Consider the following 21,444-nt stretch of genomic DNA (forward strand, 5'->3'; position numbering starts at 1 on the left):
ATTCATTTTTAATTCGTAACAATCATATACACCTGCAATCTAACAAAAAAATAGCTCCACCATTAGGCGTAGCTATTTTTACAATTATTGCTTATTCAAATTATATTCCTTTATCTAACTCATAAAGTTTACGATACTTTTCATTTTCTTTCAGAAGTTGTTTATGACTACCTTGCATGACAATTTGGCCACGATCAAGGAATATAACTTCGTCTACATGTTCTATTCCTACAAGATGGTGCGTAATCCAAATAACCGTCTTTTCTTCCGTTGCAGAAAACATTGTTTCGATTAAAGACAATTCTGTTTTTGGATCTAAACCGATAGTCGGTTCATCAAGTACAATAATTGGTGTTTCTTGCATAAGAGTTCTAGCAAAAGCAACCCTTTGTCTTTCCCCACCAGAAAACCGCTTTCCCATTTCATGCATTTTTGTTTGTAATCCGTCCGGAAGAGAAGTAACATGTGAAGCTAATTGTGCTTTCTCTAAAGCTTTCCATATCTCTTCATCCGTCGCCTCTGGTTTGCCAATTCGTACATTATTTCCAACTGTCGTATCAAACACATGCGGCTTTTGATTTAATACAGAAATATATTTAGATAAAAGATTCGTATGAGCTCGTTCACCATTCAATACAACTTGGCCATTTACTGGGCTTAACGCCCCTGTTAACAATTTTAGTAAAGTAGATTTCCCTGTCCCACTTCTCCCTAAAATAGCAATTTTCTTCCCTGCTTTTATTTGTAATGATACATCTTTTAATACAATCTCATTACTATCTGGATAACTATACGATACGTGATTCAGTTCAATATCTACATGTTTTGGTTCAATATAATCTTTCTCTCCATGCAAATCCGTTTCATCATGTAAAACACTATCACTTTCTACGCCATTAAGACGATGGGTAGATTCTACGTACGACGGTATTCGATCGATGGCATCTGCAATAGGAATAAGCGCGTTTGTTACAGATAAAGTCATTAATACGAAAGCTGCGATAACTGTAGGAGCAATTTGTTCACTTGCCGCTTCATTCCCAGTCCATATGATCATCGAAATAACTACAATACCTACTACTAATTGAATGATACTGTCCCGAATATGATACCAGCGTTTCACTCTCTTTTCGATTTTTAACAACTGATCATTTTGTTTTACATACTCATTAATAAATTCATCTTTACGACCACTTGCTTGCCAATCAGATAATCCAAAAACAGCATCTGTCAGTTGTTGATACAAACGGTTTCTTCCTTGCTTTAAAGTAACATGATGTTTCTTCATCAAAAGTAATGATACAAACGGAAGAAGAAAAACGATAATAGCTAACATACAACCTACAATAAGTGCAAAAACAAAATCAAATGCACCGATAACAAGTACGAAGATACTATAAACAACTAACGCTAATATGCTAGGAAATATTGTACGTAAATATAGGTTTTGCAAATGCTCTATATCTTCGGATAACACTCCTAACATATCACCCGTTTGAAATCGAGAACGGAAAAATAACGCCTGTGGTTCTACTATTCTATATAGCCTCGTTCTCATTTTTTCTAATATACGTAGTACGACATCATGTCCGACTAGGCGCTCTATATAATGAAATACAGCTTGCCCTATACTAAACGCTCTTGTTGCAACAATAGGAACATATACAGCCATTACATTTTCTGGTCTAAGGGCAGATTTTGAGATCAAATAACCTGAAATAAAAAGTAACATCGCTCCTGAACTAACTCCAAGAAGACCAAGGAAAATAGTTAAAGTCATTCTACCTTTATTTTGTTTTATATAAGGTTTAACCCAGTTACTCATTTCTCTCCCCTCTCTTCCCTATGAAAATGTAATGTCTCATTCTCTAAAAGTTCTTCATACGTCCCACTTTCTTTCATTTCCCCTTTATTTAGAATAAGAATATGGTCCATTTGTTTCATCCAATGTAGACGGTGAGTTGCTAAAAATACTAACTTTCCATTAAATAAACGTAACATCGCTTGCTTTATTTCAAATTCGGTTTCAATATCAAGATGTGCCGTAGGCTCATCTAATAAAATGATTGGTTTTTTACTTAAAAGCGCACGCGCCATAGCAACACGCTGTTCTTGTCCGCCACTTAGCATACGTCCACCTTCTCCAATTCTTTCGTGTATCCCATTTGGAAGTGATGTAACGAGTGAACGAAGGCCGACTTCATTAATAACTCTTTCAACTTCTTCATCTGTTGCATTTGTTTCATAAAAACGAATGTTATCCTTTAATGAAAGCGGAAAAATATAAGGTTGCTGCGGAATATAAGCAATATTTTTTTGCCAATCTTCACGAGTAGATCCATCAACTTCTACACCATTTACTAACATCTTTCCACTCGAAGGAGATAAAAAACCTGCTAATACGTCGATTAACGTCGATTTCCCTGCACCACTTTCACCAATAACACCAATAGCACCGTTACCTTCCCAAGTAAAATTAATTCCTTCTAATATAGCCTTTTCAGATTCAGTATTATTAACTTTGATATCTTGTAATTTCAAGCTACTAGAGGCATTCCATACTATATCTTCATTTAAATCTTTCTTTTGTATTCCTTTTTGTTGTTGCAAAATCTCTTCTATTTGCTCCATCGCAATTTGTCCATCTAATGTCGCATGATAATTTGCTCCCACTTGTTTAATCGGCAGAAAATATTCCGGAGCTAAAATCAAAATTGTAAGGGCTGGTAATAGTATAATCGTTCCATCTATTAAACGTATCCCTAATCCAACTGCCACAAACGCAATTGATAAACTCGTAAAGAAATCTAATGCAAAAGAAGAAAGAAAAGCAACTCGCAAAGTACGCATCGTTGCTTTTCTATATCTTTTACTTACTTTTTCAATCTTTCCTTCGTGCTGTTCACTTTTCCCTAAATACTTTAATGTTTCTAAACCTTTTAACGTATCTACAAAATGATTCGAAAGTACACGATATATCTCATACTGACTATCTGCCATTTTTTGCGCTGCTAATCCGAGAAGAATCATAAATATGATCACGATAGGAATCGTTACAACTAAAATGATTCCAGACTCAATATCTAGCGTAAAAACATATAGTACAATTAGACCTGGAACGATACTACTTCTAATCATTTTAGGAATCGTTAATTCAATATATGTTTTAAATTTCTCAATCCCCTCAATTGATAAGGTAACCAGATGACCAGTTCCAACAGTTTGAACATACCTTGGACCTAATGTGAAATATGCCTCTATCAATTGTTTTCTTAGTAACGACCCTGTTTTTTCAGCAAAACGTTCCACTAATATTTGTGATGTTCGAACTACTATGTTACGCGCTGCAAACGCGATACCAAAATAAACAACTTCACTTAATATTGTTTGTACTGTCTCTCCATGAAATAAAAACGTAATAGCTCGTGCTAAAAAGATTGTTTGCGCAATAATACTAAAAGCTTCTAAAATACTAATAATCGTTAACGCTACATATAAAATACGGCTACCGGGATAAGACGGAAGTCCTCTTTTTCTTTTCATTAGTACTCCAAATCGTTGTCTGACTTAACAGGTTGTCTAAATACATAATAACTCCATATTTGACTTCCGATAACGAAAGGCAAAATAGCAATCGCAAAGTAAGTCATAAGTTTTAATGCATAAGCTCCTGATGCTGCGTTGTAAATTGTCAAATCATTCATTGCTCCTAAAGAGCTAATCATAACACGTGGGAACATACCGATAAATACACTCGCACTTAGTAAAATGATTGTTAAACTCGTCATAAAGAAAGCCCAACCATCTCTTCTTCTTTTATTTAATAAAGTGGACACTAATAGTGCTACAAAAGCTCCGATTGGTACCATAATCCATTCTGTTCCATGAGCAGTGAAAATGTCGGTTTTCCATAACCCCACACCAGCAAAAACAAGAAGTGTAAGTAATGAAAATGGTGCAATTTTTATTGCAGCAATTCGTGCACGTTCTCTCAATTTACCAGTTGTACGTATCGTAAGAAATTGTAATCCGTGAACAATACATAGTAGGAGAAACATTACTCCTCCAAGTAACGCAAATGGATGAAGTAATTGCAAGAAGCCACCTACAACATTTTTACTCTCATCAATAGGTACACCTACCATAAAGTTTGCAATCGCAACTCCCCAAAGGATAGGAGGTAACATACTTCCAATAAACATCCCCCAATCCCATGCACTCTTCCATTTATGATTATCTATTTTCGCACGAAATTTAAAGGAAACACCTCTTAAAATTAAAGCAAGAAGCATAAATACAAATGGAATATAAAAACCACTAAATAAAGTTGCATACCAGTGCGGAAATGCCGCAAACATGGCTCCACCAGCACAAACAAGCCATACTTCATTCGCGTGCCAGAACGGTCCTATTGTATTTAAGTAAACTCGTTTTTCAAAATCATTCTTTCCTAAAAACCTCGAAACCATTCCTACACCAAAATCGAAACCTTCCAGTACGAAGAATCCAACAAACAAGATTGCAATAACTAAAAACCACAACTCATTAAGAGATAACATACTCTTCCTCCTTATCAAATGGATCATGGCTTTGATAATCCTTTTTCGTTTTCTTATTCGTGTGGCCCTTAATGGTACGAACGAATAAGTACACACAAATTCCACCCATAATTAAATACATTGATGTGAATGAAATAAGTGAGAATAATACTTCACCGAATGTTACATTTGGTGATACAGCATCTTCTGTTTTCATTACACCAAATACTACCCAAGGTTGACGACCCATTTCAGTCATAATCCACCCTACTGTATTACCGATGAATGGAAGAGAAATTGCATACACCATTAATTTTAAATACCACGTTTTTTCAGCTAAACGATCTTTTCTTGATAAGAACCATCCGTAAGCTCCTAGAAGAAGCATGAATGTTCCACTCATTACCATCGCTCTAAAACTCCAAAACATTGTATGCACTGGAGGAATATAATCTCCAGGTCCATATTTTTCCTCATATTGTTTTTGAATTTGATTCATCCCTTCAACTTGACCGCTAAACTTATCATACGATAATAGACTTAGCATATAAGGGATTTGAATTTCAAACGAATTTTCTTTCTTCTCTGTATCAATTTTCGAAAATACTGTAAATGGTGCTGGATCCTCACTTGTATTCCATAGCGCTTCAGCTGCCGCCATCTTCATTGGATGTGTCTTAATTAATTGTTGCGCTTGTGCATGACCAAAGAATAATACAAGCGCCGTTGTAATTGTTCCAACAATGATAGAAATTCGGAAAGATTTTTTAAATACTACAGTTTCTTGTCCTTTTGTAATTTTCCATGCACTTACACCAGCAATAAAGAATGCACCTGTTGCAATTGCCGCTGTAATTGTATGCGGGAATTGTACCCATAGTTGTGGGTTTTGAATAATGGCTAAGAAATCATTCATTTGCGCACGACCATCAGCTGCCATTTCATACCCGACAGGTGACTGCATAAATGCACTTGCAGTTAAAATCCAGAATGCTGATAACATCGTTCCAATTGAAAGGAGCCAAATACACATTAAGTGAATTCGCTTCGGTAATTTGTCCTCACCGAATACCCATAAACCTAGGAATGTAGACTCAATGAAAAATGCCAGTAATCCTTCAATTGCAAGCGAGGGACCAAATACATCACCTACAAAACGTGAATACGTTGACCAGTTCATACCAAACTGAAATTCTTGTAAAATACCTGTTACTACACCTACTGCAAAGTTAATAAGGAATAATTGCGTCCAAAACTTTGCCATCTTCTTATATACTTCTTGCCCTTTTACCACATACAACGTTTGCATGATCGCAATAATAAAAGCTAAACCAATTGATAGCGGAACAAAAAAGTAATGGAAAATCGTTGTTGATGCGAACTGTATTCGTGCCAATTCGAGCGTTTCCATACTAAAATCACTTCCTTCATAGTTTTTATAATAAAAGTTAATTGAGCAATCTTATCAAACTCAATTATTAAGAAATACGAAAAGACAAAAACATTTTGTATGTATTGTCGAAAAATATGAAGTTTCAGTTTTTCAAACTATTGTAATGCTATTTTTTACCTTTTCACTATTTCTGTAGTGTTTTATTCGTTAATCGAATTGTATAATATACCTGCATAGTAAATTCAGGTTATTTTTGACGTATTATTGACATCATTTTGTCTGAAATATGTCTTTTGTCATTTTTTTGAAGCAGATTTTTCTCATTAGCAAAATGTGTTTTTTCAATATACTTCTTACTTTTATATCTATAAAACAATCGTTTTTTCTTCATACGCTTGACTTTTACCCGAAAAAATGTCCTCGAAAGCAACCTCGATAAATGCTTATTTTTTGTCAAGAGAAAAATGTATTTCCAAAATTCAAACTCGAAATAATGTTATTCAAAAATAGAAAATAACTTCCCTCTTCCTCGACTAAAAGTTCATTTTTTTGTCATGTTTCCAGAACAAATAAAAAAACTGAGAGTCGATTAAACTCTCAGTTTTTTTATTTATTTTGCTGTATGTTTTCTAACGGCTGGTAAAATTTCAGTAGCAATGAATTCAATATTTTTCTCAATTTTATCAAATGATACACCGCCAAAATCAATTTGTGCCATAAAGCGTTGTTGGCCAAACAATTCATATTGGTAAAGCATTTTCTCAATGATTTGTTGTGGGCTACCAACCATTAAAGCATCACGGTAATCTATTGCATTTGTAAATTGCTGTTTCGGATACCCACCACCGCGCAGTGTAAGCATACCAGCATTAATGTGAGGGTAATATTCACTAAGTGCATCTTGTGAATTTTTTGCCGTATAAAATAAACTCGTTGTTGCAACTGGCAAACTTGTTGGATTGAATCCACTTTGCGCAGCCGCCTCACGATAAGCATCTACTGATCCTTTAAAGTTAATAGCTGGACCACCTAGTGTTGTTATCATCATTGGCACACCTGCACGTCCTGCTTTAATTGCACTAGCTGGTGGACCTCCAACTGCACGCCAAATTGGTAAGTTATTATTTTTCGCTCTTGGAATAACCGATGCATGTGCGAGCGGTGCTCTAAACTGTCCATTCCATGTTACATGTTCCTCGTTATTAATTTTTAATAAAAGATCCATCTTCTCTTCGAATAATTCTTCATAATCATTCACGTCATAACCAAGTAAACTATATCCTCCAATACGAGATCCACGACCAGCCACAATTTCTGCACGTCCATTAGAAATCAAGTCAATTGTAGCAAAATCCTCATATACTCGTACCGGATCAGATGTACTTATTATCGTTGCTGAACTTGCAATTTTTATATTTTTCGTAGCTTGTGCAATAGCTCCTAAAATAACTGTATGAGCTTGTGTTGTAAAATGTGTTTGATGACTTTCACCGACAGCAAACACATCAAGCCCTGCCTCATCTGCTAACTTAGCTGTTTCAATTAATTCATGAATTCTTTGTTCCGTACTAATTTTCTCTCCATTATGCGGATTTAAAACATGATCCCCAATCGAATATAATCCAAACTCCATCCCTTTACTTGTATCCATACGGTATTTTTCCATCATTACTCTCTCCTTTAATGAAGTGTTATTAGTTTCTCTTTTAAAAACGTTTGTAAGTCAAATGTATTTTCCTATTGCCTATAACTTCACTTGATTAGTCAATTGATAGTGTAAAAAAAATTACTCTTGCGGTAATTCTTTTTTTTCACTATGCTTATGAACTTTCGTCATCAGCTCATATAATATTTTCTGCTCTTCTTCATTTAATACATCATCAAAAAACGATGATTGAAATGCAAGTTGCTCTGGCAATGCTCTCTCTAAAGCTGCTTCTCCTTGCTCTGTAAGACTAATTGTTTTCGTTTTCCAATCTTGTTTTCGTACAATATACCCTTCCTTTTCAAGACGAGTTAACATTCGAGAAATGCCACCTTGTGTAACAGTTACCTTTTCAGCTAACTCCATTTGTGTTAGTGGTTGATACGTACGTATTTGCAAAAGCACATCAAATTGAGCTGTCGTTAAATCAAAACGTTTTAAAAACTCATTTGACATTTGATTACTTTGGTTCGTAAATCGTATTAAACGTAACCATATTAATGATCCTATCGTATTATCACGCATGTTTGATCACTTCCTATCGTGAATCTTACTATCACTTTACTACGCAAGTGATAGTAATGCAAGAGAAAATCACATTTTTTATATAACTCAACTTACTTTTACTTAACTAAAGGCATCACTCGTGTAGTATTAGGTCTACTTGCCATTCTCTACATCTTCATAAAAAAAGGATTAAGCTCCAACGCCAATCCTTATCATGCATTTATTTTTTGTTTTCAAAACAGTATGTTTGAAATTCACACCATCTAATCTATTATTTTCTTTTATCGTAACGTAAATTCATTTGAGCATACCGTCTTCATGTAAAACCTGTATAAGTTTGCATAAAAAACCTTGTTTACACCAATTGGGCTTTTACAGGATATATCATTTAAGTTCTACCTTTACTTCCTCTTTAGACATAACATCAGGTCTATAAATTAATTCAAGATTAGAATCACCTTTTTTCGCTTCAAACGTTATGGCTCCTGTTATCTTACCGTTTGGATCTACATCTTTAATTTTAAAAACGTTTTTATTACTAGTTGAAAATGTATGGTCCACGATACTTCCATCTCCTCTTTCAAGGTAAAAATCTAATGGATTAATTCTAACTTTTTGATTACCAATATTCTCTACTGTAACATGAACAATAACAAACTCATTACCTTTTTCCAGCTTATCATATTCTGCCACTTGTGCTATTTGTACTTTATGGACTGTTAATTTTTGATTTCTAATTTGAGTAGTTTTTTCAACATTATATTCTCTTGTATCTTCATTCTTCGTATTTTCTTTTTTGGCACTACTTTGCTCTTCCTTCGTATTATTTGATACAGTTTTAGCTACTTCTTTCTTCTCATCACATGCCGATAAACTGAAAGCTAACGTCCCTGCTAAAGTGACTGTCGCGATTTTTTTAAACATAAATTCCCTTCCCCCAATGTAAAAATGATAAAAGTTCCCAAAAACTATATATTATACTAACAGATAAATGAACAGCATATTGTCGTTATGTGTCGAATGTAATAAAGCTATGTATAAGTATGAAGTCTTACTTTGCTTCATCTCTCAACTGTTCGACATATGATAAAATTTTAACAATAAGACATCCACCTTACTTACGAACTCTTTATTCCCATAACTATGTGTATCATAAATTTTTAAATAAGAAAAAATTAAAATAAAATGATAAAATTAAACAAATCACTAATATAAAGGTGGGCAGAACATGCATATTTCTAAACAATTTATAAAACCATTCCCTGAATATGAAGACATATTTTATGATGATTTGGAACAACATAAAAAGCACTTTTTACCCATTTGTTCTATAAACTTACAATGTATTGAACCGGAATTGGACGAATGGGTACATATTGTGTCAGCAAAAGAAATCCATGATGGTTGCGTGGGTGATTTCACCAAACCATTTCACACAAATTTTACGAAAGCAGATACATTAGGATTCGATGTCATTAATGGAAAATATAAATTTGAAGCGGATTGGAATTATTTCGAAATCGAACAAAATAATTCTGACATAATAGAACAAGCCTATGAGAGTAATAAAAGAGATTATCAAATCCGTAAAGAGTATTTTCAACGTAATCAAAAAATTTATCCTTATTCTAGCTTAGGAAAAGAAATAACATCTGTAGAAGTATTAGAACAAGAGTTTGTTGAAAAACAAACAAATGGCTGGGGATTAAATTATCCTGTGGTAAATGGTATCCTAGATGATGTTCGTTTTATGACAGAAGAAGGTGAAGAATTATTAGAAGACTGCGATAACGAAGACGAAATTTTTGACTTTACGAATCTTCTATATATACCAAAAGATGAATATGGACATCCCTTTACATATGTTGGATTTGTTACAGGATATTATTTTCAAGCTTATGGTGCCGATCGTATTTACTTATTCTTTAATAAAGAATTAAGAAAAGCAGTAATTTGTTTTGAATATACATAAGATAATTAAGAAAAGTCCATTTTGAACATTATTACTTGAATCAAAATGGATTTTTTATAAATAATTTATTTCTATTTCAATTCCGCATCTACTGTGAAATGTGTAAAACCTCATATAATGTAATATCCTCTATCTCTTCAATTTCAGGCTTTACTTCATAAAATTCAAACTGACTATATCCCCACTTATCTGGGTTATACACTATTACATTCCCTTTACAATTTTCTGTAATCTGGACATTCTTATTAAAAAAGTTAAATTGAGTTTCAATCAATGAATTCTTTTGAGAAATACTCCCCACGTATTCAACAACATACTTACATTTCTTAAAATCATCACTTAGATTAACAACTAATGGAACACCTATATGTATTTGTTGCCAACCAAACGATTGTAAAATATTATCGTAATACCCTTCAAAGATAAATTTATTCATCCCTTCATGCCCATTCCAAATATATAAAGGTGCATAGCAGTTATAAAAATTCCCATCTTTCTCCGTTTCCGTAATTAAATAAGCTTTAAAATTTAGTGCTTGGAAACCATCAGTTTTATAGCCATTATCCTTTACCCTTTTCTTAATAATTTCCATGTCATAATCCTTTGGAAGAATGACCTTATATTGCATTCCAATCATGTTTATCACTCACTTTCAATCTTATATACATTATGATAAATCGATAAGTGGCTAACGTAAAATAGGTATAAATTATGTTTGGTATCATTTATAATGATAGTGCATAAGGGGCTGAGATACTTGGAAATAAATGATCTTATTATATTCAAAACTGTAGCCAGTGAGGGTTCTATTAGTAAAGCTGCTAAAGAGTTAGGATATGTTCAACCGAACGTAACTGAGCGAATTAAAAAATTAGAACAAGAGTTAGAAACACCTTTACTACATAGAGATAACAAAGGCGTTTCCTTATTACCTGCTGGTGACATTTTATTAGATTACACGAATAAAATATTAACTCTATTAGAAGAAGTAAAAGATGAAATTAAAACGAGTGGTTCTTCTTATATAATAGCGACGTCACAATCTATTTTGACAAATTATTTAAGTAAGCGTATTGAAGAAAACTTTAGAAATTATCAAATATATGTAGAAAGTAGTAGTCATTTGTAAAAATTACTGCAGCAACAAAAAGTTGATATGGTCATAACTTATGAGGATTATCCTGACGCATCGTTTAAAAAAGTGTTCACGACCTCAATTTCTGTAGGCTTATTAAAAGCGAAAGAAAAATGTACCATTGATTATTCAAAAGAAATTTTCTTCGTTAGCAATGACAAAAAGTGCCCTTTTAGAAATAAGACGATACAATTTCTAAAAGAAAATAATTTATCTCAGCGTCAACTTCAACAATTAGATTCTTATTCGCTTATGGAAGAGTTTATTCAGGACGGAAAAGGGATAGCCTTTTTGCCGATTAAAAATGATAAATTGGTACCAATTGAAGATGTTCCAGTTGAGAAATTAGCTGTTCATTTTTTTACAAATCAAAACTCTTTCAAACAAATCCCTGATGAACTATTTGGTTAATAAAAAATCCCTCCTTTATGAATCTAAAAGAGGGATTTTCATATTCTATACAATTGATTTTTCACACATTTTGCTCCACTTCTGCACTTTTCTCCTTCTTATTCCGTTTCATATTCTTCAGTCCCTTAACCGTGCCAACTAATCCTTTCGGGAAAACTAGCAATACGATAATGTACAATAAACCAAGAATAATTGTCCATCGTTCAAAGATCGGATACTCTGTAGCTAGTTCTGATAAATAATATTTTAGAGATTCAATAATTCCAGCTCCTGCAATTGCTCCAATTAACGTTCCAACCCCACCAATCATCGTCATCAATAATGCATTTAATGTCATTTCAATTGAAAATACAGTCGTATTAACAAAACGCAATGTGATAACAAATAAACCACCGCTAATCGCAGCTACTACTCCTGCAACAATGCTAGCAATAATTTTATAATGAAGCACTTTATATCCTAGTGCTTCAACACGTTGCTCATTTTGGGAAATTGCCTTTAATACTTTTCCAATAGAAGATTTGGTGAAAAGACGTAACAGAACAAAAATGATAAGTAAACATATAAGTGTTACATAATAAAACGTAAAACGATCACGGAATACGTCTGGTACCCCAAATGTAAAACCATCTCCTCCGTGAGTAAGCCCACGCCATTTTTCAGCAAGTACGAAAAATAACTGTGAAATAGCAAGTGTTAACATTGCATAAAAATGACTTTTCAATCGTAAAGAAAGCAAACCAATTATATAACTAACGATTGCTGAAACGATAATTGCAGCTACTATTCCAATTAAAAAGTTCGTTATTGATACGCCTTGTCGATCAAATAAAAGCGCTACCCCATATGCTCCTATCCCAAAGAACATACAATGACCGAACGATACAATTCCTGTATACCCAAGCAATACATCAAAACTCATTGCAAAAATAGCAAAGATGAAGATTTGAGTGAACAAAATTAACAGGCTCCGTGAATCATTTACGAACGGAAATCCACTTAAACAAATGAGCATACATACTCCGAAGTATACTTTAATTCGGTCCGATGTGTTGTTCACCATTTCACCCCTTTTCACCAACAAGTCCAGTTGGCTTCACTATTAAGAAAAATAGTAACATTAACATATTAATTGCAAGTGATAAATCTGGTATAAAATACGCTGTAAAAGCACCAGCTAATCCGACAATTAAAGAAGCAATAGCTGAACCTTGGACGCTTCCTAATCCACCGATAATTACTACTATAAAAGCTAAAATTGCATACTGCATGCCCATCTCGGCGAAAATAACGCCCGAATACGGTGCTAATAAGAATCCTCCCAAAGCTGCCATCCCTGCCCCTAATAAAAAGACGAAAGAAAATATCGCTTTTACATTAATACCAAGCGCTTGAACCATTTCTTTATCCATTACACCTGCACGGATCATAAGACCTATCTTCGTCTTTTTGAGTAATAATAGTAGTGCAATGTAAATAATTATCCCAATTAAAATAACGAATAGACGATATTTAATTAATATAATACCTCCGAACGTAAAACTTCCTTGTAACCATAACGGTAATTTTGCACTAATAGGGTTTGGCCCCCAAAATATTTTAATACACTCACTAAGAACGAGCATTCCTCCAAGCGTAACGAGCAGCTGTCGAACATGATTTCCATATACCGGTCTAATAAGAAACCTTTCTAAAATAAATCCTAGGAACATTCCCATGGCTACTGCTCCAACTAAAGCTAATATATAACTTCCTGTCATATTAAATAACCAAACACCTGTAAATGCTCCCCATGCAAATAAACCACCGTGTGCAAAGTTTAAAACGCTCATTAGACCGAAAATAAGTGAAAGACCTGATGCTAACAAAAAAATGAGCATCCCTGTTGAAATCCCATTTACAAATAAATTGATTAACACATCCATCCTTTTCACCTCGGATTCATGTTAAGAGATTCCTAAATATTTATGACACATTTCCTTATCCTTTTTTAATTCATTCATAAAACCGTTATGAACAATTCGTCCGTTATCCATAATGTAAAAATAATCGCCAATTTGACTGGCCATCATAAAATTTTGCTCAACAAGTAAAACTGTTGTTTTCTCTTTCATCTTCAAAATAGCTACCATTAATTTCTCCACCATTATCGGGGATAGCCCTTTGCTCGGTTCATCAATAAGTAATAATCCATCACTATTAATAAACGCTCTTGAAATAGCCAACATTTGCTTTTGCCCTCCGCTCAAGAGCCCACTTTTCTTATTCCAAAACTGCTTTAAATCCGGAAATAGTTCCAGCATCCACTCTATTTTCCCTTCTACTTCCTCACCTTTTCCCCTAGCAAGAGCGAAAGTTTCTTCTACTGTCAAATCATGAAAAATACCTTGATTTTCTGGTACATACCCTATTCCTTTCCTTGAAATTAAATGTGTAGGTAATCCACTCACTTTTGCACTATCATAATAAATTTCACCATCTGCAATGCGGTGAAACCCCATCACTGAACGTAATGTCGTTGTTTTTCCTGCCCCATTTCTACCAAACAGTACAGTAATCGTCCCTTTCTCAACAGCAAGAGATACTCCTTGCAAAATATGAAACTGATCTAAATACGTTTCTATATTATTCACTTGTAATAGTGCCACTATATAATCCCCCTAAATAAGCACTTTGTACACGCTCATCTTTCATAATTTCTTCTGGCAATCCTTCAGCCAATAACTCTCCATGAAATAAAACGATAAGATGATCTGACAAACCTAGTATCATATCCATTTTGTGTTCGATAAGTACAATTGTGCTCTCTGGATGTTTCTTAATATTTTCAATCACTTGTAATATAGCAGGGACTTCCTCAACCGAAATACCTGCCGTCGGCTCATCAAGTAATAACACATCCGTTTTTAAAGCTAATAACATCGCAAGTTCTAGCTTCCTTTTCTCTCCATGTGCCAAATCTTTCGCTAATACGTTCTCTTTTTCATGAAGTAATACTGTTTTTAAGAAACGTCTCGCCTCTCCAACTTGTTGCTTTAATTTTGCTGAACTCGGGAAAAAACTATAGTAATCTTGTACGAATGATTGAACACTTAAACGGACATTTTCAAGTACCGTTAATTCTGGGAATATGTTTGTAAGCTGAAAAGAGCGACCGATTCCTAAGCGTGTTCGATCTGAAATCGATAGTTTTGTAATATCTTGCCCTTTAAAATACACTTCACCTGTTGTGGGTGAAATCTGTCCACTTAGTAAATTAAATAACGTTGTCTTCCCCGCACCATTTGGCCCAATAATAGAAATGAGCTTTCCTTTTTGGACAGTTAAATTTACATCTTTAATAACTTGATGTTCACCAAAAGATACACTAAGATTTTTCGTCTCTAGCAAATGTGTCACGAAATCCCTCCCTTTAAAGCCGTGAGTATGAAAGAAATATGTATAAAGAGGGTCCCCCCTCTTTATACAAAAACAACAGAAAATTCAGTCTATTTATTTTGAACTGGTGGTTCTGTTTCTTTCATCGTTAATTCTCGCTCTAACACTGGCACCGGATAATCAACACCGTCTTGCTTTTTCAATGTGATAGAATACAGTGTCTGCATCGCTTGGTGGTCCTTCTCTCTAAACTTCATCTTTCCTTTCGGTGTATCAAATTCCATTCCTTCCATTTTCTTAATCAAGGTATCTACATCTGTATCACCTTTTGTTTTCTTTAAGGCTTCTACAATAGAAATTGCTGCTGACATTCCTCCTGCTGTAAACAAATCTGGCACTGCACCATTAAAACGTTTTTTATGCTCTTCAACTAGCCAATCATTCACTTTATTTTTTGGAAGTGTGTGATAATATACAGAAAAACCTTGCATACCTACTAATGCATCCATTGTTTTTAATGCTGGTATATCTGGCGCACCTGTAGAAATTTTAATACCTTGCGCTTCCACATTCATATCTTTCAACTGTTTCCAAGGTGAATTTGCCCCTGCCCAAACGATAAATAAATAATCTGGTTTTGAACTAATGATATTTTGAATATTCGCTGTAAAATCTGTTGAATTTGTATCCGCGTATTGCTCATTCACAATGTTCGCACCTAATTTTTTCGCACCCGCTTTAAATGCAGCAATCCCTTCACGACCAAAAGCGTTATCTGGGGCAAATGTTGCAATCTTTACATCTTTTTTCGCAATTGCTGCTGCTCCTGCAATCGCATCTTGTGAGGAACTTCTTCCAGTTCTAAAAATATATTTATTCCAGTTCTTCCCGGTAATACTATCCGCAACTGCCGGTTCTACAACCATAATCTTTTCATATTCTTCAGCCAGTGGTAAAACCGCTAACGTATCACTTGAACTAGACGATCCAACTAAAAAATCAACTTTCTCTTCTTCTAATAACTTCGTAGCTTTTTTAACTGCTACATCCGCTTTCGTTTCTGTATCTTCTACAACAAACTTAATCTTTTTCCCATCTACTTTCCCAGTTCCACCAGTTGCATAATCTAACCCTAATTCAAATCCGTTCACTGTTTGTTTTCCATACGATTCTAGCGGTCCTGTTAAAGAAGCAAGGACTCCTACCTTAATCGTTTTTTCATCCTCTGTACTTGTTTTCTTTCCTGAACAAGCTGCCGTTATTAATAATGAACCTAAAACACAACCAGTAAACATTGTTTTTAGCCACTTACGTTTTTTCATCGACATTGTGATCCTCCCCATACTTTACTTTCTGATAGAATCAAACACGCCAAAATCCCCTGTCCGTAATCATGACTAACTAATTCGATAGATAATGGAAAACTCTTGTAGTACCCTCTACATTCGGCACAAATATATAATCACCTTCCTATGTAATGGAAACGGACATACAATCAATATATATTCTGCAATCCAATTGAAAATACTGTTTCATTTCAGTAATGACCATACAAAAAGACTAACTTATTTTTAAGTTAGTCTTTTCCCCTTAATTAGAGTTAAGTTCTACTTTCTCTAACCCTTCAGCCAATTGTTTCTTATCTAGTCCTTCTCCTATTACTACTAAATTTGTCGGGAAACCGAAGTCTTGTTCTAATAAAGTTGGTACTCCGAACGAATATTGGAATAGGTGAGGGTATTTATCTCCATGGAATTTCACAAAACCTTTCACTCGATAAATACTATCTGGTAAATTCGAAAGCCATTCATATAATTTGTCTTGATCAATCGGTTTCGTAAATTGATATGTCATTGTTTGTATATGTAAATGCTGTTTGACATGTAGTGTCTCGTGTTCCTCATCATTTGGAAATTCTGCTTCTTCTATATCTTTTAAAGATATATTACAATACTTTGTCTCATACATTTTCGCATGATCATTTATTGCCTTTACTTCTTCAAATACTGTATTCTTATCTTCATCTGTTAGTAAATCTGCTTTATTAACAAGAATGTGACTACCAAATTTCAGTTGCTCATGCAATAGCTGTTGTACATTTGCACTTAATATACTTCGATTTAACCACCTTACTGCATCTAAAACGACTACAATTGATTTCACTTCCAGAAAAGGAGCTAAAATTGGCGAGACACACGCGTCTAACACTTCAATTGGATGCGCAACACCTGTCGTTTCTATATAAATTACATCTGGTCTTTCTTGTTGGTATAACGAATGTAATTGTATTTCAAGCTCTTCTTTTAACGTACAACAAATACATCCTTTAAGAAGTTCTCTTAAAACATTCTCTTTTCCAATAATATCTGTATCTACTGAGTATTCACCAATTTCATTCATTAATACTGCAACTTTTCTATTCTTCTTTTTCTCTGCTAACAATAAATTTTGTAATAATGTTGATTTTCCACTACCTAAAAAACCACCTAATATATGAATCTCCACTTTATTCATTCAACCGACCATCCATTTCTTTACTTCAAATGTATTCAAAGCGTAATAATTACGATTTATATTTATCATTTTATTAAAAGAATGACCATTTGTAAATATAAGAGATTCACTGTTCATTTACTTCATATGCAACTCTAACTCCAGACTCGATTGCCCCTTGCATCCATCCATGTGTTAATGTCGTATGCTCTCCTGCAAAATGTACTTTTCCAGATGGTGGTGTAATATACGGAAATAACTCGAGCTCTTGGCCTGGTTCGAAAGCTGTAAATGCACCGCAAGAATACGGATTTTTACTCCAGCTAAAAGATGTTCCAGTGACAAACTCACTATAGACGATGTCACCGTATATTTCCGCTAAATTTTTTAATGCGTAACGAATACGATCTCTTTGCGGGAGACTATCCCATGTTAACGCCTCATCTGCCCACGTATAACTTGCTATAACGATAGCTGGTCCTGGAGTATGAATGCCATAACTCGGATAGTATGTAAACCGTATCGGTAAATCAGTAATAGATTTACCGCCACACTGTCCCGCTTTCTCCCAAAATCTACTTTTAAACTCTATTGCAATTTTAGTTGCAGCAATATAATTTAATTCACGAATTGCTCTTTTTTTAAAATAAGAGAATAAATAGTATGGCTGAACTTCTACAAATCTTAACGCTGAAAATGGAATTGTAATAATAGCAAAATCACTTGTTATTGTAAATTGCTCTAACGTTTGTTCATGATTTCCTTGTAACATTACTTTATTATCTTCTTGTATAATTTTATCAACCTTATACGGCATTAAAATATGTTCCCTTAATTGTGGTAAGAATGCATTCGATAACTTATCCATTCCACCAGTTATTTCATAATATTTCGTTGTTGAAGTAAAGAAAATCATTTCACGTAATACTTCAATTAAGGACATTCCCATATAAGCTTCCATATCAAGAAGTACCCCAATCATATCTATCGCACCATCTGAATAATACTCCATTAAAAATGAACCAAGCGAATACGTTTTATACTTTTTTTCAACGATAAGCCAGTTTTTATCAGGATCCTTCTTAATGTAATTTAGTATTGGTTCTAATACTTCAATCATTAGCTCTTCTGCCGTTTTTCCTCTTTCTTTATCCAAAACCGGATATTCAAGTACACTTGGATCATTTTCAAACACATTCAATCTCGTTTGAATGTTATTCGTATAAATGATATCTGCAAAAGTTTTATTTATAAAAAGGTTTAAAGGTAGTTTAAATTTATGAATATACGCTAAGGTTAACTTATGGGTGTCAGGGATTCTCATCGGGCCCGCATTAAAATATAAACCCACACTAAATGGTTCCCGAATCGTATACACTCTGCCACCTATTCTGTTATTTGCTTCTATAATCGTTACTTCGTGCCCAGCCTCTTTTAATAAAGAACCTGCAACTAATCCAGAAATCCCTGCACCTGCAATCGTAATCCGTTTTGGGTTATTCTTTTTAACAAGCCCTGCATGAATAATATGAAGCATTTCTTCCATTGCTAATGGATTCCCCATGCCATTTCCCCTTTTACAAAGGATTTTACTGAATTATATTCGGTTCACTGAATTCCTATGTTTTGTTCGCTGATTTGCACGGATACATTTTCAAATACTTGAATATCTTTTATAAAATGTAATAAACTAGATATGACTCTATAGAAGTAAGACGTATTATCTTACATAATAAAATCAATGAAATTGCGAGGAATTTTGAAATGAAAAAAGGTATTAACCGTGTTGTATTAGTAGGAACAGGAGCAGTTGGATGTAGTTATGCTTACTGCATGATTAACCAGGCTGTAGCTGAAGAATTTGTTTTAGTCGATGTAAATGAGGCAAAAGCTGAAGGGGAAGCAATGGACTTAAGTCATGCTGTTCCATTCGCACCAGCTCCAACTAGAGTATGGAAAGGCAGCTACGAAGATTGTAAAGATGCTGACCTTGTAGTTATTACAGCTGGATTACCACAAAAACCAGGCGAAACACGTTTAGATTTAGTTGAGAAAAACGCTAAAATCTTCAAACAAATCGTTCGCAGTATTATGGATAGCGGATTTGATGGCATCTTCTTAATCGCAACAAACCCTGTAGATATTTTAACTTACGTAACTTGGAAAGAATCTGGTTTACCGAAAGAACGTGTAATCGGTTCTGGTACAACGCTTGATTCTGCTCGTTTCCGCTATATGTTAGGTGAGTACTTCGATATTGGTCCACACAACATTCACGCTTATATTATCGGAGAACACGGCGATACTGAACTTCCAGTTTGGAGCCATGTTTCCGTTGGTATCCAAAAACTACAAACACTGCTTGAAAAAGACAACACGTATAATCAAGAAGATTTAGACAAAATTTTCATAAACGTCCGTGATGCAGCTTACCATATTATTGAGCGTAAAGGCGCAACTTATTATGGTATCGGTATGTCACTTCTACGTGTTACAAAAGCAATTTTAAACGACGAAAATAGTGTATTAACTGTATCAGCTTACTTAGAAGGTCAATACGGTCAAAAAGATGTTTATATCGGGGTACCTGCTGTTTTAAATCGCGGCGGTGTTCGTGAAATTTTAGAGGTTGAATTAAGTGAAGATGAAGAATTAAAATTCGACCACTCTGTTCAAGTATTGAAAGAAACAATGGCTCCGGTTCTTTAATTAAGATAAAAAGCAATCCAATTTATTTTGGATTGCTTTTTATTTTCATTATCTCCTATGACTTTTTAGTGATTTTCTATCATTTCTTATTTTTTAGTCGCATCCTCATTATTTATATCAAGTACATCTAATAAAAAGATAAAGATTGGTATCCCGATAATAAGCCCCCATATTCCGAGGAAATGCTCTGAGAAGATAAGAATCATAAATGTGTAGAATATTGGTAAATTTGTTTTTGCAGACATAAACTTCGGATTTAAAAAATAACTTTCAAGAGCATGGATTACTGTTATGAATACGAGTATGTATACTACGTACATAACTCCGCCTACGTTGTAAGCAATGATACAAAGTGGAAACAAAGAAATAATCACACCTGCAACAGGAATCAACCCTAGTAAGAAAATCATAACAGCTAATACAAGTAGCTGTGGAAATCCTAAAACGATTAATGCAATGACAGTAAGAATACAATTTACAATGGCAATTAAAAACTGAGCCTCAATTACTTTGCCGAACGATCTTGCAAATCTTTCACCAAAATATGCAATTTCCTCATAAAAGATTTTTAACTTACTATCTTTAAACTTAGATGTAAATGTAATAATACGCTCTTTTTCTAATAAGAAAAATAAGCTTAAAATTAGAGATAATAATATTTGTAAACTTACCTTCCCTATATTTGCTATTGATTGATATATGACGTCTACACCTTGTTCTATATATTTTGATACTTCCATCCCATTAATTGTCGAAAGTGCATATTTAACGATTTCATTATCAGGTGGATTTTGAAAAAACAGTTTAAATTGATAAATTAATTGTGAAATTTGTATCGTCAGCACAGGTAAATATTTATATAATGTTGTGCCTATAAAGGAAACTAGTATTATATATAAACATGCAATAACAATTTTCCGGTTTACTTTCAATTTTCTTGAAATAAAACGTTGAAATCGATCCATTAAAAACGTCAGTATAAACGTAATTAATATTAAATTAATCATACTTTTTAATGCGTATAATACAAGCGCTACTATTATTAAAACGAGAAACCGTTGAAACCCTCTACTTCGAAAAAAACTCTTTACTTCATTCATTAAGAATTAACCTCCCCCTTCAATGGATGGAAATTGAATATATTACATTTTATGAACTCCTATAGACAATCTTTCTTACTAATTGAGAAGAATCCTTTTTTTC

Annotated in this window: 19 protein-coding genes and 1 pseudogene; 3 read left to right on the forward strand and 17 right to left on the reverse strand. The window is 33.9% G+C overall.

Translation table 11 applies throughout. The features are described from left to right. Positions 1-100: 100 nt before the first annotated feature. The 7 genes from cydC to HMAS_RS14745 all read right to left on the reverse strand — a co-directional run bounded on the left by cydC (position 101) and on the right by HMAS_RS14745 (position 9,067). Positions 101-1,825, reverse strand: coding sequence for a thiol reductant ABC exporter subunit CydC (cydC, locus tag HMAS_RS14715; protein ID WP_097862601.1), 1,725 nt, complete (start codon positions 1,823-1,825; stop codon positions 101-103). Continuing rightward, entirely contained in the window at positions 1,822-3,543 is a 1,722-nt protein-coding gene (gene cydD / locus HMAS_RS14720; protein WP_000824039.1) for a thiol reductant ABC exporter subunit CydD, read from the reverse strand. Before cydD ends, cydC begins: the two co-directional genes overlap by 4 nt. Further along, positions 3,543-4,559, reverse strand: coding sequence for a cytochrome d ubiquinol oxidase subunit II (gene cydB / locus HMAS_RS14725; RefSeq protein WP_000950085.1), 1,017 nt, complete (start codon positions 4,557-4,559; stop codon positions 3,543-3,545). The genes cydD and cydB overlap by 1 nt, the downstream gene beginning before the upstream one ends. Next, positions 4,546-5,949 (reverse strand): cytochrome ubiquinol oxidase subunit I, encoded by a 1,404-nt coding sequence (cydA, locus tag HMAS_RS14730; RefSeq protein WP_000448870.1) that lies wholly within the window; start codon positions 5,947-5,949, stop codon positions 4,546-4,548. The genes cydB and cydA overlap by 14 nt, the downstream gene beginning before the upstream one ends. A gap of 592 nt (positions 5,950-6,541) precedes the next feature. Next, positions 6,542-7,597 (reverse strand): LLM class flavin-dependent oxidoreductase, encoded by a 1,056-nt coding sequence (locus HMAS_RS14735; RefSeq protein ID WP_000417583.1) that lies wholly within the window; start codon positions 7,595-7,597, stop codon positions 6,542-6,544. 120 nt (positions 7,598-7,717) lie between these two features. Continuing rightward, positions 7,718-8,161 carry a MarR family winged helix-turn-helix transcriptional regulator gene (locus HMAS_RS14740; protein ID WP_001205523.1) on the reverse strand — a complete coding sequence of 148 codons (444 nt, stop codon included), beginning with the start codon at positions 8,159-8,161 and terminating at the stop codon, positions 7,718-7,720. Positions 8,162-8,527: 366 nt separating this feature from the next. Further along, positions 8,528-9,067, reverse strand: a complete 540-nt coding sequence (locus tag HMAS_RS14745) for a DUF4352 domain-containing protein (RefSeq protein WP_000473159.1) — start codon at positions 9,065-9,067, stop codon at positions 8,528-8,530. Positions 9,068-9,371: 304 nt separating this feature from the next. Here HMAS_RS14745 and HMAS_RS14750 point away from each other — a divergent pair, with 304 nt between their 5' ends. Beyond that, positions 9,372-10,115 carry a hypothetical protein gene (locus HMAS_RS14750; RefSeq protein WP_000548214.1) on the forward strand — a complete coding sequence of 248 codons (744 nt, stop codon included), beginning with the start codon at positions 9,372-9,374 and terminating at the stop codon, positions 10,113-10,115. 88 nt (positions 10,116-10,203) lie between these two features. Here HMAS_RS14750 and HMAS_RS14755 read toward each other — a convergent pair whose 3' ends face one another. Next, the gene (locus HMAS_RS14755) at positions 10,204-10,752 is read right to left on the reverse strand and encodes a DUF4865 family protein (RefSeq protein WP_116344898.1); all 549 of its coding nucleotides are present in this window, start codon (positions 10,750-10,752) and stop codon (positions 10,204-10,206) included. Positions 10,753-10,872: 120 nt separating this feature from the next. On the opposite strand from HMAS_RS14755, the pseudogene HMAS_RS14760 reads away from it, so the two are divergent. Further along, a pseudogene (locus HMAS_RS14760) lies at positions 10,873-11,661 on the forward strand (LysR family transcriptional regulator). A 61-nt stretch (positions 11,662-11,722) separates the two neighbouring features. On the opposite strand, the gene HMAS_RS14765 reads toward HMAS_RS14760, so the two are convergent. The 8 genes from HMAS_RS14765 to HMAS_RS14800 form a co-directional block, all read right to left on the reverse strand. After that, positions 11,723-12,676, reverse strand: a complete 954-nt coding sequence (locus HMAS_RS14765; RefSeq protein ID WP_041184025.1) for a branched-chain amino acid ABC transporter permease — start codon at positions 12,674-12,676, stop codon at positions 11,723-11,725. A 49-nt stretch (positions 12,677-12,725) separates the two neighbouring features. After that, the gene (locus tag HMAS_RS14770) at positions 12,726-13,586 is read right to left on the reverse strand and encodes a branched-chain amino acid ABC transporter permease (protein WP_000382787.1); all 861 of its coding nucleotides are present in this window, start codon (positions 13,584-13,586) and stop codon (positions 12,726-12,728) included. Positions 13,587-13,607: 21 nt separating this feature from the next. Then, positions 13,608-14,309: an ABC transporter ATP-binding protein gene (locus tag HMAS_RS14775; RefSeq protein WP_001196696.1), complete on the reverse strand. Its 702-nt coding sequence runs from the start codon at positions 14,307-14,309 to the stop codon at positions 13,608-13,610. Further along, positions 14,287-15,060: an ABC transporter ATP-binding protein gene (locus tag HMAS_RS14780; protein ID WP_000149338.1), complete on the reverse strand. Its 774-nt coding sequence runs from the start codon at positions 15,058-15,060 to the stop codon at positions 14,287-14,289. The genes HMAS_RS14775 and HMAS_RS14780 overlap by 23 nt, the downstream gene beginning before the upstream one ends. Before the next feature lie 89 nt (positions 15,061-15,149). Next, positions 15,150-16,367: a substrate-binding domain-containing protein gene (locus HMAS_RS14785; RefSeq protein ID WP_000061996.1), complete on the reverse strand. Its 1,218-nt coding sequence runs from the start codon at positions 16,365-16,367 to the stop codon at positions 15,150-15,152. A gap of 262 nt (positions 16,368-16,629) precedes the next feature. Further along, a complete protein-coding gene (locus HMAS_RS14790) occupies positions 16,630-17,553 on the reverse strand; it encodes a CobW family GTP-binding protein (RefSeq protein ID WP_001044939.1) in 924 nt (307 codons plus the stop codon). Further along, on the reverse strand, positions 17,554-17,670 hold the full coding sequence (locus HMAS_RS27950; RefSeq protein ID WP_001987043.1) for a hypothetical protein: 117 nt from the start codon (positions 17,668-17,670) through the stop codon (positions 17,554-17,556). It lies immediately after the preceding gene. Next, positions 17,660-19,096 (reverse strand): flavin monoamine oxidase family protein, encoded by a 1,437-nt coding sequence (locus HMAS_RS14800; protein WP_000528002.1) that lies wholly within the window; start codon positions 19,094-19,096, stop codon positions 17,660-17,662. Before HMAS_RS14800 ends, HMAS_RS27950 begins: the two co-directional genes overlap by 11 nt. A 200-nt stretch (positions 19,097-19,296) precedes the next feature. Between HMAS_RS14800 and HMAS_RS14805 the strand changes: the two genes are divergently transcribed. After that, positions 19,297-20,241, forward strand: coding sequence for an L-lactate dehydrogenase (locus HMAS_RS14805; RefSeq protein WP_000715321.1), 945 nt, complete (start codon positions 19,297-19,299; stop codon positions 20,239-20,241). A gap of 86 nt (positions 20,242-20,327) precedes the next feature. On the opposite strand, the gene HMAS_RS14810 is transcribed toward HMAS_RS14805, so the two are convergent. Then, positions 20,328-21,341, reverse strand: a complete 1,014-nt coding sequence (locus HMAS_RS14810) for an AI-2E family transporter (RefSeq protein WP_006922064.1) — start codon at positions 21,339-21,341, stop codon at positions 20,328-20,330. Positions 21,342-21,444: the final 103 nt, after the last annotated feature.

Source organism: Bacillus sp. HMA207, from assembly GCF_003402455.1.
Classification (GTDB): Bacteria; Bacillota; Bacilli; order Bacillales; family Bacillaceae_G; genus Bacillus_A; species Bacillus_A cereus.

Bases quoted from the DNA above. Each gene is read 5' to 3' on its own strand.
- HMAS_RS14785 (WP_000061996.1), bottom strand. From the start codon at position 16,367: ATGTCGATGAAAAAACGTAAGTGGCTAAAAACAATGTTTACTGGTTGT.
- cydC (WP_097862601.1), bottom strand. From the start codon at position 1,825: ATGAGTAACTGGGTTAAACCTTATATAAAACAAAATAAAGGTAGAATG.
- HMAS_RS14765 (WP_041184025.1), bottom strand. From the start codon at position 12,676: ATGCTCATTTGTTTAAGTGGATTTCCGTTCGTAAATGATTCACGGAGC.
- HMAS_RS14770 (WP_000382787.1), bottom strand. From the start codon at position 13,586: ATGGATGTGTTAATCAATTTATTTGTAAATGGGATTTCAACAGGGATG.
- HMAS_RS14800 (WP_000528002.1), bottom strand. From the start codon at position 19,096: ATGGGGAATCCATTAGCAATGGAAGAAATGCTTCATATTATTCATGCA.
- cydD (WP_000824039.1), bottom strand. From the start codon at position 3,543: ATGAAAAGAAAAAGAGGACTTCCGTCTTATCCCGGTAGCCGTATTTTA.
- HMAS_RS14755 (WP_116344898.1), bottom strand. From the start codon at position 10,752: ATGATTGGAATGCAATATAAGGTCATTCTTCCAAAGGATTATGACATG.
- HMAS_RS14805 (WP_000715321.1), top strand. From the start codon at position 19,297: ATGAAAAAAGGTATTAACCGTGTTGTATTAGTAGGAACAGGAGCAGTT.
- HMAS_RS14745 (WP_000473159.1), bottom strand. From the start codon at position 9,067: ATGTTTAAAAAAATCGCGACAGTCACTTTAGCAGGGACGTTAGCTTTC.
- HMAS_RS14740 (WP_001205523.1), bottom strand. From the start codon at position 8,161: ATGCGTGATAATACGATAGGATCATTAATATGGTTACGTTTAATACGA.
- HMAS_RS14735 (WP_000417583.1), bottom strand. From the start codon at position 7,597: ATGGAAAAATACCGTATGGATACAAGTAAAGGGATGGAGTTTGGATTA.
- HMAS_RS27950 (WP_001987043.1), bottom strand. From the start codon at position 17,670: ATGAACAGTGAATCTCTTATATTTACAAATGGTCATTCTTTTAATAAA.
- cydA (WP_000448870.1), bottom strand. From the start codon at position 5,949: ATGGAAACGCTCGAATTGGCACGAATACAGTTCGCATCAACAACGATT.
- HMAS_RS14810 (WP_006922064.1), bottom strand. From the start codon at position 21,341: ATGAATGAAGTAAAGAGTTTTTTTCGAAGTAGAGGGTTTCAACGGTTT.
- cydB (WP_000950085.1), bottom strand. From the start codon at position 4,559: ATGTTATCTCTTAATGAGTTGTGGTTTTTAGTTATTGCAATCTTGTTT.
- HMAS_RS14750 (WP_000548214.1), top strand. From the start codon at position 9,372: ATGCATATTTCTAAACAATTTATAAAACCATTCCCTGAATATGAAGAC.
- HMAS_RS14790 (WP_001044939.1), bottom strand. From the start codon at position 17,553: ATGAATAAAGTGGAGATTCATATATTAGGTGGTTTTTTAGGTAGTGGA.